This is a genomic window from Cryptosporangium phraense (genome assembly GCF_006912135.1).
Taxonomy (GTDB): Bacteria; Actinomycetota; Actinomycetes; order Mycobacteriales; family Cryptosporangiaceae; genus Cryptosporangium; species Cryptosporangium phraense.
The window spans coordinates 36,497-52,521 of the sequence record NZ_VIRS01000020.1 but is presented as its reverse complement, the minus strand read 5'-3'; the positions used below and the strand labels follow the sequence as shown (position 1 = coordinate 52,521).

14 protein-coding genes and 2 pseudogenes are annotated in these 16,025 nt (G+C 71.4%); 1 reads left to right on the top strand and 15 read right to left on the bottom strand.

Features of this window, described 5'->3' with window-relative positions; translation table 11 throughout:
- Window positions 1-46: 46 nt before the first annotated feature.
- The 4 genes and pseudogenes from FL583_RS43115 to FL583_RS26030 form a co-directional block, all read right to left on the bottom strand.
- A pseudogene (locus FL583_RS43115) lies at window positions 47-739 on the bottom strand (caspase family protein); the annotation flags it as partial.
- Window positions 729-1,136 (bottom strand): hypothetical protein, encoded by a 408-nt coding sequence (locus FL583_RS41135; protein WP_205752468.1) that lies wholly within the window; start codon window positions 1,134-1,136, stop codon window positions 729-731. The pseudogene FL583_RS43115 and the gene FL583_RS41135, both read right to left, overlap by 11 nt.
- Window positions 1,137-1,255: 119 nt before the next feature.
- Window positions 1,256-2,099: pseudogene (locus FL583_RS43110) on the bottom strand (hypothetical protein); the annotation flags it as partial.
- Window positions 2,100-2,127: 28 nt separating this feature from the next.
- A complete protein-coding gene (locus FL583_RS26030; protein WP_142707453.1) occupies window positions 2,128-3,081 on the bottom strand; it encodes an AraC family transcriptional regulator in 954 nt (317 codons plus the stop codon).
- A gap of 82 nt (window positions 3,082-3,163) precedes the next feature.
- On the opposite strand from FL583_RS26030, the gene FL583_RS26025 reads away from it, so the two are divergent.
- On the top strand, window positions 3,164-3,979 hold the full coding sequence (locus FL583_RS26025) for an NAD(P)H-binding protein (RefSeq protein WP_170323870.1): 816 nt from the start codon (window positions 3,164-3,166) through the stop codon (window positions 3,977-3,979).
- On the opposite strand, the gene FL583_RS26020 is transcribed toward FL583_RS26025, so the two are convergent.
- The 11 genes from FL583_RS26020 to FL583_RS25970 form a co-directional block, all read right to left on the bottom strand.
- Window positions 3,976-5,565 carry a GMC family oxidoreductase gene (locus tag FL583_RS26020; RefSeq protein ID WP_142707451.1) on the bottom strand — a complete coding sequence of 530 codons (1,590 nt, stop codon included), beginning with the start codon at window positions 5,563-5,565 and terminating at the stop codon, window positions 3,976-3,978. The genes FL583_RS26025 and FL583_RS26020 overlap by 4 nt on opposite strands.
- Before the next feature lie 117 nt (window positions 5,566-5,682).
- Window positions 5,683-5,982: a hypothetical protein gene (locus tag FL583_RS26015; RefSeq protein ID WP_142707450.1), complete on the bottom strand. Its 300-nt coding sequence runs from the start codon at window positions 5,980-5,982 to the stop codon at window positions 5,683-5,685.
- A 1-nt stretch (window position 5,983) separates the two neighbouring features.
- Window positions 5,984-7,174 carry an amidohydrolase family protein gene (locus tag FL583_RS26010; RefSeq protein WP_142707449.1) on the bottom strand — a complete coding sequence of 397 codons (1,191 nt, stop codon included), beginning with the start codon at window positions 7,172-7,174 and terminating at the stop codon, window positions 5,984-5,986.
- Window positions 7,171-8,043: an amidohydrolase family protein gene (locus FL583_RS26005; RefSeq protein ID WP_142707448.1), complete on the bottom strand. Its 873-nt coding sequence runs from the start codon at window positions 8,041-8,043 to the stop codon at window positions 7,171-7,173. The genes FL583_RS26010 and FL583_RS26005 overlap by 4 nt, the downstream gene beginning before the upstream one ends.
- Window positions 8,044-8,074: 31 nt before the next feature.
- Window positions 8,075-8,905, bottom strand: a complete 831-nt coding sequence (locus FL583_RS26000) for an FAD:protein FMN transferase (protein ID WP_205752466.1) — start codon at window positions 8,903-8,905, stop codon at window positions 8,075-8,077.
- A complete protein-coding gene (locus FL583_RS25995; protein WP_142707447.1) occupies window positions 8,902-9,354 on the bottom strand; it encodes an FMN-binding protein in 453 nt (150 codons plus the stop codon). The genes FL583_RS26000 and FL583_RS25995 overlap by 4 nt, the downstream gene beginning before the upstream one ends.
- Before the next feature lie 14 nt (window positions 9,355-9,368).
- Window positions 9,369-10,766 carry a ferredoxin reductase family protein gene (locus FL583_RS25990; protein ID WP_205752465.1) on the bottom strand — a complete coding sequence of 466 codons (1,398 nt, stop codon included), beginning with the start codon at window positions 10,764-10,766 and terminating at the stop codon, window positions 9,369-9,371.
- A gap of 350 nt (window positions 10,767-11,116) precedes the next feature.
- Window positions 11,117-13,510 (bottom strand): APC family permease, encoded by a 2,394-nt coding sequence (locus tag FL583_RS42525; protein ID WP_142707445.1) that lies wholly within the window; start codon window positions 13,508-13,510, stop codon window positions 11,117-11,119.
- 103 nt (window positions 13,511-13,613) lie between these two features.
- Window positions 13,614-14,252, bottom strand: coding sequence for a class I SAM-dependent methyltransferase (locus FL583_RS25980; RefSeq protein WP_142707444.1), 639 nt, complete (start codon window positions 14,250-14,252; stop codon window positions 13,614-13,616).
- On the bottom strand, window positions 14,234-15,307 hold the full coding sequence (locus tag FL583_RS25975) for a glucosidase family protein (RefSeq protein WP_142707443.1): 1,074 nt from the start codon (window positions 15,305-15,307) through the stop codon (window positions 14,234-14,236). The genes FL583_RS25980 and FL583_RS25975 overlap by 19 nt, the downstream gene beginning before the upstream one ends.
- Entirely contained in the window at window positions 15,304-16,023 is a 720-nt protein-coding gene (locus tag FL583_RS25970; protein ID WP_142707442.1) for a class I SAM-dependent methyltransferase, read from the bottom strand. Before FL583_RS25970 ends, FL583_RS25975 begins: the two co-directional genes overlap by 4 nt.
- Between the last annotated feature and the right edge of the window lie 2 nt (window positions 16,024-16,025).

Sequence of the window (16,025 nt, the reverse complement as noted above, 5' to 3'; positions counted from 1 at the left end):
ACTGCGCGGTGATCGGCGACTTGGCCAGGAACAGGTCGCTGGTGAGCACTCCGCGCATCTGCGGCGTCTGCTTGGTGTTCCGCAGCGCGTTCAGCGCGTGGTTGAACGCCTCCCGGACGCTGATCCAGCCGTTTTCGTCGACGTCGGCCGCGCCGGACTCCAGCCCGCCGAAGAACGCTCCGGCGAAGGCCGACGGGCCGACGTGGGCCGGGTGCTCGTCGGCCTCATGGGCGCGCTCGTAGCGGCTGGCGGTGAGGATCAGGATGCGGCTGTCGCCCCGGCGCTGGCGGATCTCGCCCTCGAACGCGCCCGCGTGGCAGCAGTCGAGCACGGTGACCACCCGGCTGGCCCGGCAGGCCTCGAAGGCCTGGGCGAGGAAGTCGGCCGGCATCGCGGTCGGGAGCAGCAGGTCGGGGTCGGTGTCGATCGCGCACAGGTAGAGGCGGTGGGTGTCGTCGTCGATCTTGCCGTGGGACGAGATGTAGACGAAGAGGAAGTCTTCCGGCTGGGCGGATTTGAAGAACGCGAAGAGCGCGCGCTGCATCGACGCGACGTCCCGGTCTTCGTGGACCTCGACGTGGTCGAAGCGGCCGAGGTCGGGGTTCTCCAGGACGCGCTTGGCGAGTTGCGCGTCGTTGGTCGGCGATTCCAGATCGGGGAGGCCCCGATGCCGGTATTTGCCGTTCGCGATGACGAGCGCCCGCCGGATTCCCGGCCCGAACGGATCGTCAGTCGCCAACGAGGGGTTCCTGGCCGGAATGACCGCTCTTGGACGCCTCGATGAGTCGTTCGGCTTCCAATCCGTTGTAGCCGTTGAATTCGTATTTGTCGCCGTCTTCGGTCTCGACCGTGACGCTCTTTCCGCTATGGCGACCGAGCCACGCTTTCAGGGCTTCGACCGTCGGCCGCACGACCGTCGTGCCGATGACGACCGCCAATCCCGCATAGGCGGCGTAATCGTTCGGGCTGCGCGTCGGGCGGACCGAGGCCGCGCCCGGTGCGGTTTCGACGTGGACTCCGGCGAGTTCGGACAGCTCTTTCCGGAGGTCCAGTGCGGCATCACCCAAGTCCTCGTCGTGATCCGACGCCGCCCCCGACAAAGTGATAGTGAATCTGACCCCATCCATGTCGTCCATCTTGGCCTATCCGGCAAGGGCGCGGGGGTCGCCATTCGGACGCTATTCCCGTCCGCCTTTTCGTGAGCCGATGCACGACCAGGACGACGCCCAGCGAACCCAGGCCCAACAACCAGCCCGGTCAGCACCGGATAGCCCCACATCGTCACCGGCAATGCGTCGTCCGGGGTCCGGCGGCGCAGGATCAGCTGGGCCACGCAGATGAACAGATAGACGAAGAGGATGACCGCCCCGGACGAGTTCAGCAGGAACAGGAACACCGTGTCGGGCACCGCGGTCAGCACGACCGCGTTCATCAGATCGGCCGCGCCCGGGATGCCGATCACCTCGAACGCGCTGACGTACGGCGACTCCCCCAGCTTCGTGGAGTTCCACGGCAGGATCACCGCGAGCAGGAAGACGGACCCGACGGAGAAGATCAAGATCCGGACGATCACCGAGTTCGTGGCGTTGGCGATCGCCCGGGCCGGGTCCTGCGACTCGGCCGCGGCGATCGTCGCGATCTCCGCGCCGACCATCGAGAAGATCACCACGACGATCGACGAGAAGATCACCCCGGGCCCGTTCGGCAGGAACCCGCCGTGCGCCGTGAGGTTCGAGAAGTCGGCGTCGCGCCCGGGCCAGAGCCCCAGCACGAAGCAGGCCCCGAGAGCCAGCATCGCGCAGATCGCGAACACCTTGATGCCGGCGAACCGGTACTCGAACTCGCCGTACGAGCGCGCCCAGCGCCTCCCGCGCGTAGTCGGCGAAGCTCCCGGTAGACGGGTGGGCCGTCGCCATCTCGCCGAGCATCCGCATGACCAGCACGATCAGGATGCCGGTGGCCGCGTAGGTCAGGAACGCGGCCGGGCCGACGTCGTCGATCACCGCGCCGGATCCGACGAACAGCCCGGCGCCTATCACGCCGCCGATCGCGATCATCCGGAGGTGTCGCGGACGCAGTCCCTCATGGAGCTCGGTCATCCTGCACGGTGGCCGGAGAGAACGTGTTCTATCCGGCGTTGCGGAACTCCTGGGGGCTGATGCCGTGTACCCGCTTGAACGCGGCGCTCAGCGCGAACGGGCCGGAGTAGCCGACCTTGCGCGCGACCGCGGCCAGCGTCGCGTCCGGCTCCCGGAGCAGGTCGGCGGCGAGCGCCAGCCGCCAGCCGGTCAGGAACGCCATCGGCGGCTCCCCGACCAGCTCGGTGAACCGCCGCGCGAGCGCGGCCCGGGAGACCCCGGTCTTCTTCGCGAGCGACGCCACCGTCCACGGCGAGGCCGGGTCGCTCTGCAGCATCCGCACCGCCGGCCCGACGACCGGATCGCTGTGCGCGCGGTACCAGCCCGGCGCACCCTCGTCCTGGCGGGCGAACCAGGTCCGCAGCGCGCCGATCAGCAGCAGGTCCAGCAGCCGGTCGAGCACCGCGCTCTGCCCCGGCTCGTCCTTGACGATCTCGTCGGCGAGAAACCCGACCAGCGGGTTGTCCCAGGTGTCGTGCCGGATGACCAGCACCGGAGGCAGCGTCGCCAGCAGCCGGCTGCTGACCTCGCTGTGCACCTCGTACACCCCGGTCAACAGCTCGGTGGCCCCGGCCGCGTCGTTGCCCCAGGTCCGCACGCCCAGCTCCCCCGGCCGGGTCATGAGGTCGCTCATCGTGCCCAGCGGCACGCCCTCCGGCGTCCGGCACTCCTGGCCGGGCAGGATGTGCACCTGCGGCGGCGTCTCCGGATCGTCGGCGATGACGTAGTGATCGGGACCGCGGAAGATCGCCACGTCGCCCGTCGTCAAGTGGATGACCCCGCCGGACGCGGGCCGCACGCACACGTCCCCGGCCACCACCGCGCACAGCGCGACCGGCGACTCGTCGCGCAGCAGGATCGACCACGGCGGGGTCAGCAGTGACCGGACCAGGAACGCACCGCGGGCGCGGGGCCCGTCGAGGAGACCGGCGAGAGTGTCCACGATCGCCCAGCGTAGACGCCCGCGTATGCGCGTGCGGGCTTCCGCCATGGAAGCGTCTCCGCCCGGACGGTCTCCTGGAGGCATGACAATTCTGGTGACCGCAGGACACGGAAAGACCGGCCGTCGCATCGTCTCCCGCCTCGCGGCGCGCGGCCTCCCCACCCGGGTCGGGTCCCGCGGTGGGACCCCGCCGTTCGACTGGTACGCGCCGTCCACCTGGCCCGCCGCACTGCACGGCGTCGACGCCGCCTACCTGGCGTTCATCCCGGACCTGACCGTGCCGGGTGGGCGGCAGGCGATCGAGGCCGTCGCCGCCGAGGCCGGCCGCCAGGGCGTCCGCCGGCTGGTGCTGTTGTCCGGACGCGGCGAAGCCGAGGCCGAGCGGTGCGAGCAGGTGGTGGCCGCGTCCGGGCTCGAGTGGACCGTGCTGCGCTGCAGCTGGTTCGCCCAGAACTTCAGCGAGGACTTCCTGCTCGGCGACGTCCTGGGTGGGACCGTCCGGGTTCCGGCGACCGACGTCCGGGAGCCGTTCGTCGACGCGGACGACATCGCCGACGTCGCCGTGGCCGCGCTGACCGACGCCAGGCACGCCGGGCAGCTGTACGAGCTGACCGGCCCCCGCGCGGTCACGTTCGCCGAGGCCACGGCCGAGATCGCGGCCGCGACCGGACGCGACCTGAAGTTCGAGCCGGTCGGCCTGGACGAGTACCTCGATGGCCTGCGGGCCGCCGGGGTGCCCGACGAGGTGAGCGGGCTGATCGGCTTCCTGTTCAGGGAGGTGCTGGACGGCCGGAACGCGGTGCCGCAGGACGGCGTCCGCCGGGCTCTCGGACGCGAGGCCAGGGACTTCGCCGCCTACGCCCGCGACGCGGCCGCGTCCGGCGCGTGGGACGCCTAGGAGAACGTGGCCGCACGTTCGCCGAGCAGCACCGCGCTGGCGTTCGTGCCCCGGCGGGGCACCGTGGGCCAGACCGACGTGTCGACGACCCGCAGGCCCTCCACCCCGAGGACGCGCAGCTCCTGGTCGACGACCGGTCCCATCCGCGCGCTGCCCGACAGATGGAAGTTCGAGTTCAGGTGACGCCGTACCCAGCGGTCGAGCGACGCGTCGGACTCCAGCGCGGCCGGGTCGGGGCCGGTGATCGCCCCTACCCAGGGTGACATCGGCCCCGACCGCAGCAGGTCCACCGCGGTCCGCACGCCGGTGCGCAGCCGGGCCCGGTCGCTCTCGGTGCTGAGGTACTCGTAGTGCAGCTCCAGCCCGCGATCGGGGAGCAGGCGGAGGTGACCCCGGCTCTCCGGGTGCTGCAGCGCGACCATCAGGTTGAGGTCGCCCTGCCGGATCACCTGGGTCGCCAGCCGGCGCAGCGACACCCCGCGCAGCGCCGAGAGCGTCCGGCGCGGGCGGCGCAGGACGTCGGTGGCGCCCTTGCGCAGCGACGTCCGGCCGCTTCCGGTGTCGGTCATCATCGCGCCCAGCGGGATCACGAAGAGCAGCAGCTCGAGGTCGCCGGCCGGGTCGGCGCCCGAGTCGAGGTCGAGCGCGACCTGGGCGGTGAGCGTGTCCGGGTCGAACGGCACGTCCTGCTTCGCGGTGAACCCGACGTAAACGTCCGGGTGGTCCGAGAACCCCTGCCCGACCTCGGACAGGTCCACGACGACGTCGACGCCGGCGGCCCGCAGCGCGGACGCCGGCCCGACCCCGGAGAGCATCAGCAGGTGCGGCGACTTCACCGACCCGGCCGCCAGCACGACCTCGTCGGCCCGGATGATCTCGTCGCCCACGGCGACGCCGACGGCCCGGCCGTTCTCGATCACGACCCGGGTGACCGGCGCGTTCCCCCGCACGGTCAGATTCGGGCGGTCCAGGTGGGGCAGCAGGTGCGAGATCGCGGTGTTCACCCGCACCCCGTCCACGAAATTGCCGGGCATCCAGCCGACGCCCGGCGCCTCGTCCCCGTTCTTGTCCTTCTCCTCGGCGAAGCCGGCCGCCAGGCAGGCGTCCAGAAAAGCACCGGACAGCGGACTGACCGCGGAACCCTTTACCCGCTGCACCGGCAGCGGGCCCTCGCGGCCGTGGAGGTCCCCGCCGAAGTCGAGGTCGGTCTCGGCCCGGACGAAGAACGGGAGGCAGGCGTCGTACGACCACCGGTCGTGGCCCAGCCCGACCCAGTCGTCGAAGTCCGCGCGCGTCGGACGGACGTAGTTCGCGCCGTTCATCGCGCCGGACCCGCCGAGCACCCGGCCCCGCGGGATGGTCCAGGGCAGGTCCGGGGTCAGGTAGGCCGGGTGCGGCTCGTTGAACGGGTGGCCGGGCAGCACGGCCGAGAGCGACGAGACCCGCAGGAGCTCCTCCGGGAACTCGCCGGCCGAGCCGAAGACCGGGCCGGCTTCGAGCAGCAGCACCTGCCGGGAGGGGTCTTCCGTCAGCCGGGCCGCGAGCACGCAGCCGGCCGTTCCGGCGCCCACGATGACAACGTCCACGGGACTATTGTCCCTCGGTGCCAGAAAGCCGCGTCCGAAGCAGCGGACGCGGCTCACTGACACCCTGGGAGGTACGTATATTGTATGTTCCGGCCCCCCTTCGGGGGGCAGCTTTCCTCAGGCCCGCGGCTTCCCGTTCCAGTCCTGCACCAAGTGGGCCCACCGGTCCGAGACCGTCTGCTCCAGCCGGGCCAGGTCGCCGACGCTCATCCCCTCGCCCTCCCGACGCTCGGCGCCCTCGATCTCGGGCAGCAGCGCGTACAGCTCGTCGTTGGAGAGCCCGATCGCGGCGAGCGCGCCCGCGTCCCGCTCGGTGAGCAGGTACTCGGGCAGGTCGGAGCGGGCGATGAGGACCGCGAGGTCCTCCTCCCCCTCCTCCATCAGCAGGCCGATCAGGCTGTTCTTGGCGACGCGCACGTCAGACCGCCGGACGACGGGTGGCCAGGAACAGCCCGTTGTCGCGCATCACCCGCTGGCACTCTTCCGGGCTGTAGTCGTAGTTCTGCAGGTCCTTGATGTACAGCGACGGGTCGGTGAGGCCCTCGACGTGCGGGTAGTCCGAGCCCATCAGGATGTGGTCGGGCCCGAGCAGTTCGAGCAGCGACTTGAGCTCGTCCTCGTAGAACGGCGAGACCCAGATGTGCCGCTTGAACGTCTCCCGCGGGTCTTCCGGGTAGAGGTGCGGGACCTGGCCGTAGGACTTGGTCAGCTTCTCGAACAGGTGGAACACCCAGTCCGACCCGACCTCGATCGACGCGAGCCGCAGGTTCGGGAACCGCGCGAACAGGCCGTGGGCGAGGTGCGAGGCGATCGTGTCCTGGAGCGGGTTGGCACTCACCAGCCCGCGGAACGCGTTGGCCCGGAAGGCCTCGGTGAAGTCGTTCTCGCCCCAGTCCTTGAGGTACTTCGTGTAGGGCGATTCGCCACCGTGGTAGAGCACGGTGATGCCGGCGTCGTTGGCCAGCTGCCAGAAGCCGTCGAAGACGCGGTCGGCCGGGGCCCGGGAGCCGGACGCGGTCATCACCGGGCCGCCGACCATGACGACGAAGCGAGCGTCCCGCTCGAGGGCCCATTCGAGCTCGGCCACGGCGTTGGCCGGGTCGGAGAGCGTGATGTAGGGAGCGGCGAAGATCCGGTTCCGGTAGGAGAAGCCCCAGTCCTCGTGCAGCCAGCGGTTGAACGCCCGGAAGGCCGCGGTCATCGCCGGGATGTCGTCGATCAGGGCCTGCTCCATGCCGACGCCGAGCGTCGGCAGCATGATGCAGCCCTCCATGCCCTGCCGGTCCATGCAGGCCAGCCGGGCGTCCCGGTCGCGGTACTCGGCCCGGATCGGCTCGAGCTCACCGAACAGCACTTTGGGGTCGGCGCTCTTCGGGTTGCGGCCGCGGAAGTACTCGTCCATGACGCCGGGCGCGGCCACCGGGTCGAACGTCGGGTTCGGGATGAACTTGTTCACCTTGCCGCCGACGAGCAAGCGGGTCTTGCCGCCGATCTGCGCCCACTGCATCGTCCGCTTCTTGTACTCCGGCTCGAGGTGCCGGGTGAACGCGTCCAAGGCCTCGTAGTAGTGGTTGTCGCAGTCGAACATCTGGAAGGGGAGCTCGGTCATGTCGTTTTGCCCTTCAGCCCGAGGACGCGGGCAGCGTTCTCGTAGAGGAACTTCGGCCAGACCTCGTCCTTGAACGGGACGGTCGGCATGTCCCGGAAGATCCGCTCCAGGGAGAGCCCCATCGGGAAGTACCCGGCGTAGATCACCTTGTCGGCGCCGCGGGTGTTCGCGAAGTCGACGACGGCCTTCGGGTAGTACTTCGGGGCGAACGCCGAGGTCGAGTAGTACAGGTTCGGCCACTTCAGCATGAGCTTGCAGGCCAGCTGCTCCCACGGCTCGCAGCCGTGCCGGGTGACGAACACCAGGTCGGGGAAGTCGAACATGACCGTGTCGATGCGCGAGACCTCCTGCGGCGCGAACTTGAGCCGCGGCCCGGGGACGCCGGCGCAGACGAAGATCGGGATGCCGAGCTCCACGCAGGTGGCGTAGATCGGGTACATCTTCGGGTCGTCGATCGGGACCTGCGGGAACGTGCCGGAGGGGAAAGCGCTCGTGGCCCGGATGCCGAATTCCTCGTACTCGCGCTTGAGCGCGCGCACGCTGCCGACGACGTCGTTCGGGTCGGTGACGTTGCCGGCCGGGACGAAGCGGTCGGGGTGCTGTTTCAGGGCCAGCCGGGAGGTTTCGTCGGCGACGCCGATCAGGCCCTTCTCGATGCCGAAGCGGTCCATCTCGTGCAGCGTGACGCTGACCGGGTCGGAGGTCGGGAGGTCCTTGGGGACGTTCTTGAACATGTACTCGGCCGGGAACTCCGAGTCCTTGGAGCCCTGGTCCTTCGTCTGCTTCCGGATGAAGTCGTAGACGGCGAAGCCCTCGTGCGGGAAGCCGATCATCGTGTCGATGACCGGGGCGCCAGCCGGGAAAGTCATGGCAGTACTCTGAAACGAAATTCTAGTTCTGTCAAGCGAGCGGTGTGGGCTTCGGACCGAACGATGTGGTTGTTCGGACGGTGCCGTCGGCGAGGGTCAGCCTGGCTTCGTAGTGGGGCATTTCCTCCAGCCAGGGCAGGGCGTCGGTGCCGCGGGCGACGGCGGCGGTGGCGTAGACGTCGGCCCAGAGGAGGGACGGGCCGGTGACCGTGGCGGCCCGGACGGCGGTCGCCGGGCGGCCGGTGGTGGGGTCGAGGATGTGGGCTCCGCGGTGGGTGGTGCCGGAGGTGGCTACGGCTCCGGTCGTGAGCGGTACGACGGCGGCCACTTGCCGGGGGTCGGCCGGGTCTTCGATGCCGACGCGCCAGGGCCGCCCGGAGTCGGTCTTGTCGGCGGCGGTGGCCGCGGTCGTGGCGGCGGTGGCCGCGGCGGTCGGCGTGGCGGCGGCGTAGACGTCGCCGCCGGCGTTGATGCACCAGTCGTGGCCGGGGAGGCCGCGTAGCGGCTCGGCCGCTCGTTGGACCGCCCAGCCCTTGACCAGGCCGGACGGGTCGTACCGGAGCCGCCCGGTGCGCGGATCGGGCAGCGACCGGGCGTCGAACCATCCGCCGGTGCGCACCCGAGCCTCCTCGCAGAGCGCGAACACCTCGCCCAGCGCCGGATCCACGTCGACGGCCCCCCGCTCCCACCGCGCGAGATCGCTGTCGTCCCGATAGGTGCTGAACACCCGGTCGGCGGCGCGCAGCGCGTCGAACAGGGCCTCTACCCGGGGCTGCGCCGAGGCCGGATCCGGCCCTCGGACGTGCACGCTCACCGGCAACCCCATGATCTGCTGGACCCAGGCCTTCCGGTCGGCGCTCACGACAGGTGCGCCGCGTCGATCGCCGCCTGGAGCGACTCGCGGTAGCCGTCGCTGGTGACGGTCGCGCCGGAGATCGTGTCGATGTCGGCGCTCTGCGCGGCGATCACTTCCTTCTCGAGCGCCGGCAGCGCGTACTCGTTGATCTCGGCGTCCCGCCGGTTGCCGTCCGGATAGACCGGCACGTCGACGGCGGTGATCTTCCCGTCCGAGACCGTGATCGTGACCTGCACGTTCCCCCACTGGGTGGAGGCCACGGACCCGGAGTAGGTGCGTCCCGAGGCGGCCGCGGAGCCGGACGACGGCGCGGCGGCCGCGGAGCCGGACGACGACGGCGCGGCGGCCGCGGCCGCCGTCGTCGGGGAGCCGCTCCCGCCCGTGCTCGTGCGGTAGCTGAACAGCAGCACGACGACCGCTACCGTCGACAGCAGCCACAGCGTGATCTTGCGCATCGAGACCGACCCTCCTACCAGGCGAACTGTTCGATGTGGATGGAACCGCCCGGCACCCCGGCCGCGTGCGCCGCCGCCCGGACCGCGTGGGTCCAGCCCTCGGGCCCGCAGACGTACAGCTGATGGCGCTCGACCTCGGGGGCCAGCGCACGCAGCGCCTCGGCGTCGGTGAGCTCCGGATACCCGGCCGGAAGCCATGAGCCGGCCGCCGCCCGCGGCCCGACCAGCGGCACGATCCGGACGCCCCGCTCGGTGGCCAACGTGTCGAGCTCGGCCCGGAAGGCCAGGTCGGCCTCGGTGCGCGCCCGGTAGACCAGCGTGGCCTCGCCCGGTCCGTACGGCAGCTCCTGCAGCAGAGCCAGCAGCGGCGTGATGCCGACCCCGGACGCCAGCAACAGGACCGGACCGCCCGGATACGTCTCGGCGGTGAGCCGCCCGTACGGCCCTTCGATCAGCGCGCGGGTGCCCGGCCGGAGCGTGCTCACCCGGGCGCTCCCGTCGCCGAGGTCCTTCACGGTGATCCGCAGCAGGTCGTCGCGCCCCGGCGCGGATGAGAGAGAGTACGGGTGCGCCCGCGACCATCCCGGACCGTCGAGGAACCGCCATTGGAAGAACTGGCCCGCACGGACCGGGAGCCGGTCCATGTGCGTCCCGCGGAGATACACCGACGTCAGCCCCGGTCCTTCCGGCACGACGTCGACCACGCGCAGGTCGTGCCGCCACGACCGCCAGACCGGCACCCCGATCCGGAACACCAGCACCGCGGCCGCGGCGGCCGCGTACAGCGTCCACCAGTAGGCCCGGGCCCACGGTGACGCGATGAAGTCGTCCCCGGTCCAGAGCTGGTGCGGCAGCGCCAGACCGACGCCGAGGTAGGCGTACAGGTGCAGGAGGTGCCACGACTCGTAGCGCAGCCGCCGCCGTGCGGCTCGGACCGAGGTCACGACGACGAGGACGAGAAACCCGCTGCCGGCCGCGGCTAGCAGCATGCCGGGGTACGTGGTGACGAGGTCCCAGAACTCGCGCAGCACCGGGGTGTGCACCGGCCCGGCATAACCGAGCGTGATCAGCACGATGTGCACGAGCATGAGGTCGAACGACGCGAAGCCGGTCCAGCGGTGCCAGCGGGCCAGGCGGTCCTGGCCGAACGCGCGCTCGACCAGCGGGATGCGGGCCAGGAGCAGCACCTGCACGAGCATCAGGTCGGACGCCAGCAGGCCGGCCAGCCGCCCGCCCGCGCTCACCGCAGCCCAGTGGCCGCTCGAGAGCTGCGTGGCGCCGCCGTGCGAGACCCAGAGCGCGACGACGACCAGGAGGCTCAGCCCGACCGCCGTGACGGCGGAGTCGCCCCACCAGAGCGGGGTTCGGGGTCTGGGCGGCGCCGCGGGGCGGGCGTGGACGGTTTCGGTCACAGGTCGACTGTCCGCAAAGTTTCTGTGCGGTGGCCATGAGCCGTCCATGAAGTCGTTCACTACGACGTCGGGGCGCGTGCCGTGTGTCGTGATGTGCGTCGCGCTCGCGCGCGCCGATGCCTCGCGGGTGAGGACGACACGTGATCGAAGAGTGCACCGGGCCACCGGGCGGCGGACCACCGGACGGCGGACCACCGGGTGGCGGACCACCGCACACCGGGCCACCGCACACCGGGCCGCGGGGCGGCGGGCCGCGGGGCGGCGGCCGACTCCTGCGGGTCGCCGGTGGGTGGGGGGCCGCTGCGGGGTGCGGTCCGGCGATCGAAGTGCGCGTCCGGGCTGGGCGGCGATCAGTTCGGCGGGCGGTCCCACCAGTCGCGGGCGGTCACCGGCGTGTCGCGGCGGAAGTTGTCCAGCGCCGATCGTGGCCGCGGAGGCTCCCATTGGGCGGGCGGGCCTTCGGGCTCCGCCGCCGCCACGTACGGCCGGGTCACCGTCGGGTCCGCCTCTTCTGCAACCGCCCGCGCCTCCGGGTGCGGCCGCACCGCGAACGGCTCCGGCGCCGCGTGCAGATTCGGCGCCGAATACAAGCCCGGCGCGGCCTGCGACTCAGCGGCCCCGCTCGGTGGAGCGGCCGCCTGCGGCCCGGGCAACCCGGAGAACGCATGCGGCTCGGGCGACGCGTGCGGTCCGGGCGACCCGTGCGCTGCGTACGGCTCGGGCGGTGCATACGGCTCGGGCGATGCGGGCGGCCCCGGCGACCGGTACAACTCCACCGGAGGCGGAACCTCCGGATTCAACGCCGCCGGTGGCTGATCCGTTGAATGTGGCGCGGTCACCGCGGGCTCAGCCGACACAGGCAGTTGAGCCGCCGCGTACGGCTGAGGCAACACGTGTGGCTGGGCCGCCGCTGGCTGAGGCTGGGCATACGGCTGAGCCGACGACACGAACGGCAGTGACGCAGCGTGCCGCTGAGGCGATGCGTAGGGCTGGGCCGCCGCCGGCTGAGGCGGCGCGTACTGCTGAGGCGCACCGTGGTGCTGAGGCGCACCGTGTGACTGGGCCGTCGCGTATGGCTGGGGCGCCGCGTACGGCTGTGGTCCCGCGTACGGGTCCGCTGCCGGAGACAGGACCGCCGCCGGCTGGTGCGGCATTGCGTAGGGCGGCGCGCCCGCAGCCGCAGCCGAGTAGCCCGGTCCGGCGGCCGAGGCCAAGCCAGGCACCCCCGGCGCCCCCAGAGCCCCCGGCGCGACCTGCACCCCCAGCGCATCCGATATCCCCGAAGCATCCGACACACTCGCCGTCCCCGGAGCCTCCGGCGCATCGAATGATGCCAAACCGCTCCGGCCGATTCTCGCGTAAACCTTCGGCCTCACCACCCGCAAGAACCCCGCCCACACCACCCCACCCACGAACGGAACCGCCACCACCCCCACCACCAACCCCGTAGCCCCCGCCGTATGCCCGGTATCCAACTCCCCCACATGCGTGAACCCGTACCCGACGATCAAGAACAGCGTCAGCGCCGAGAACCCCGCCGCTACGACCTGACCCTCCCACCCGAAGAACCCGGCCTCGTCCGCCTCACCCCGCAGGAACCACACCGCGGCCGACAGCGACGCCAGCGCCAGCATCCCGAACAACCCGAGCGTGCACCCGATCAGCACCCACGGCTTCAGCGCACCGGTCGCGTCCGCCCCGAACACTGCGACCAACCCCCCGACGACCGGGTGCAGAACGGAGAGCAGGACCGGACGCTTCCGGACCAGCACCGACGGCAGCACGCCGTCGCCGGCCAGCCCGAAGAGCTGCCGGACCAGCGCACCCTGCAACCCCGCGGTCGCCCCGAAGATCCCGGTCAGCAGCACCGCCATCAGCACGTTCACCACGGTCGCGGCCTGGGCCGGCCCGACGACCTGCGCGACCAGCACCGGGAACAGCGCCGGGCCGGTCCGCTGGGCGATCAGCGGCGCGTTCGCCGGTCCGACCAGCCCGCTGACCGCGAGCGCACCGGCGACCGTGACGCACGTCGTCACCGTGTAGGAGAAGTACGTCGCCCGGGGCAGCGACCGCGCCGGGTCGGCCAGCTCGGCGGTGTAGTTGGCCGCGGTCTCGGTGCCGCTGGACGCCATCAGCGCGAACACCAGCGTCACCCCGAACGACCCGGTCAGCAGCCCACCGGGCTCCAGCCCTTCAAACGACATGACCCCGCCAGCAGGCGAGGAGAACGCCGCGACCAGCGTCACGACCAGCGTGACCAGCTGGATCACCAGGATGACGGCGAAGATCGGGAGCACCTGCCGGGCGCGGAACCGGCTCAGCAGCGCCCCACCGGCCACGCAGATCGCGATCCCGAACCCGATCGGGACGTTCACCCCGAACAGGTTGAACAGCAACCCCTTCAGGATCCCGCCGAAGAAGCTGTAAAGCCCGGCGACCAGCCCCAGATACGCGACGAGGATGACCGCGGCTGCGCCGATGCCGGCCGGGCGTCCGAGGCCGTGGGCGACCTGGACGTACACGCCGCCGGGGTGGCGCAGCCGCTTGGCCATGCCGCTGTAGCCGAACACGAACCCGAGCAGCACGAGCCCGGCCAGCGCGAACACCAGTGGCGTCGCCTCCACCTGACCGACCCGGTAGGTCTCGGGAACCGCGCCCCAGAGCAGGGTGAGCGGCGTGTGGGTGACGAGCAGAAAGATCAGCAGGTGGCCGGTGCGCAGGCGTCTACTACCGGGTGACGACATGACGGAGCCTTCCGCGCGGACACGCAAGGTTCACGTGCGGAGGATGAGAGCCGAAACTGGGATCGGACTCTAGTTATGGCCCGTCACACGGTCAACAGTCCGATCAGCTTTTTCGCTCCAGTACCCGCAGCGACCCCACCACGCTCACCTCGGTGAACCCGGAGTCCAGCGCCGAGCGGTAGATCCGGTACGGCGCCTGACCGCCGTCGGCCGGGTCCGGGAACACGTCGTGGATCACCAGCGCTCCCCCGGGCCGCACGTGCGGTGCCCAGCCGCGCAGATCGGCCTGGGCCGCCTCGTCGGTGTGCCCGCCGTCGATGAACAGCAGGTCGATCGGGCAGCCCCACCAGGCCGCGACCGCCGCCGAGCGTCCGACGATCGGCGTCACGACGTTCTCCAGCCCGGCCGACGCCAGCGTCTCCCGCAGCACCGGCAGCGTGTCGAGCTGTCCGGTCGAGTCCACCAGCGACCGGTCGTGGTACTCCCAGCCCTCCTGGTGCTCCTCCGACCCGCGGTGGTGGTCCACCGTGACGACGGTCCCGCCGGTCACCGAGGCCGCGTGGCCGAGGTAGAGCGTCGACTTCCCGCAGTACGTGCCGATCTCCACCGCGACGCCTCCGGCGCCGAGGTACCGCACCGCCGCCGAGTGCAACGCCAGTCCCTCGTCCGACGGCATGAACCCGCGTACGGACGACGCCAGGGAAGCCAGAGAAGCAGGAAACGTCACCGGTTCGCCGGACATGAGCAGGTTCCCTCCAGAGCTCCGGCGAGGACGCCGCTGGGCAGCCCCTCGCCGCGGAACAGTCCACTGCCCGGCGTCGTCCGGGACAGCGCGTCGGTGGCCAGTATGACCGTGGCCGCGGTCCAGGCCGTCTGCTCTACCGGCCACCGGGTCGCGTCCGGGTACACGTAGCCGGTCCAGTACGAGCCGTCGTCGTGGCGCAGGTGCTGCATGGCCGCGAGCTGTTCGCGGGCGTCGTCCGGGCGCCCGATCGCGTCCAGCGCCAGCACCAGCTCGCACGTCTCGGCCCCGGTGACCCAGGGCTGGTCGGCGACGCAGCGGATGCCCAGGCCCGGCACCACGAAGTCGTCCCAGCGGGCGGCCAGCCGGGCGTCGGCGTCCGCTCGGCTCAGCACGCCGGACAGGATCGGGTAGTACCAGTCCATCGAGTAGCGGTGCTTGTCGGCGAACCGCTCGGGGTGACGCTCGACCACGTGACCCAGCCGGGCCGCGGCCAGCTCCCACTCCGGCGCGAGCTCGCCGACCACCTCGGCCAGCGCGACCGCGCAGCGCAGGCTCAGGTGGACGCTCGCGTTCCCGGTCAGCAGGATCTCGGGCTTGACCGCGCCGGACGGCTCCCGGCCCCAGTGGATCTCCCCGCCCGACGTCTGCAGCGACAGCACCGCGCCGATCGCCGCCCGGACCACCGGCCACATCCGCTCGACGAACGCCCGGTCGCGGGTGATCGTCCAGTGGTGCCAGACGCCGGTGGCGACGTACGCGGTGAAGTTCGCGTCCGCGCTCGCGTCCTCGACCCGACCGGCCACGTACTTCGACGCCCAGGAGCCGTCCGGACGCTGGGTCTGACGGCACCACTCGTACGCGGCCTCGGCCCGGCCGGTCAGGCCGGCCGCGGTCAGCGCCATCGCGCTCTGGACGTGGTCCCAGGGATCGAGGTGGCCGTCGCGGAACCACGGGATGGCTCCGGCCGGCTCCTGCACCTCCGCGATCGCCTCCGCGGTACGAAGAACTTCCGACGACGTCAGCACGCCCTCGAGCGCGGGGACATCGCTCACGGCGTCACCGGCTTGCGGAAGTACAGCGAGACGCTCTTGCCGATCAGCGGGTCGAGCGCCTTCTCGGCCAGCCGGGTCGCGGCCGGCTTCTTCATCAGGTCCCAGACCAGCAGCTGGTGGTAGGCCTTGACCGCCGGATGGTTCTCCCGGTTCGGGCCGACCGCGCACTTCAGCCACCAGTACGGCGAGTGCAGCGCGTGGGCGTGGTGCTTGTGGGTCGCCTCCAGACCGGCCGCGACCAGCTTCTTCTCCAGCGCGTCGGCCCGGTAGATCCGGATGTGGCCGCCCTCGTTGGCGTGGTACTCGTCCGACAGCGCCCAGCAGACCGCCTCGGGCAGCCAGCGCGGCACGGTGACCGCGAGCGTTCCGCCCGGGGCCAGGATGCGCACGAGCTCGGCGATCGCCGCGTCGTCCTCGGGGACGTGTTCGAGGATCTCCGAGGCCAGCACGACGTCGAAGTGGCCGTCGTCGTAGGGCATGTCGAGGATGTTGCCGACCTGCACCCGGCCGCTGCCGCCGGGCGGCACCTCGCCGGCCTCGACCATCGCCGCGAACATGTCCGCGACGCTCTTGAGCTCGGGTTCGTCGAGGTCGTAGGCGACGACCTCGGCTCCGCGGCGCAGCGCCTCGTAGGAGTGCCTGCCCCCACCCGCGCCGACGTCGATGAAGCGGGTGCGGCGCCCGACCCGTAACCGATCGAAGTCCACGGTCAGCACGG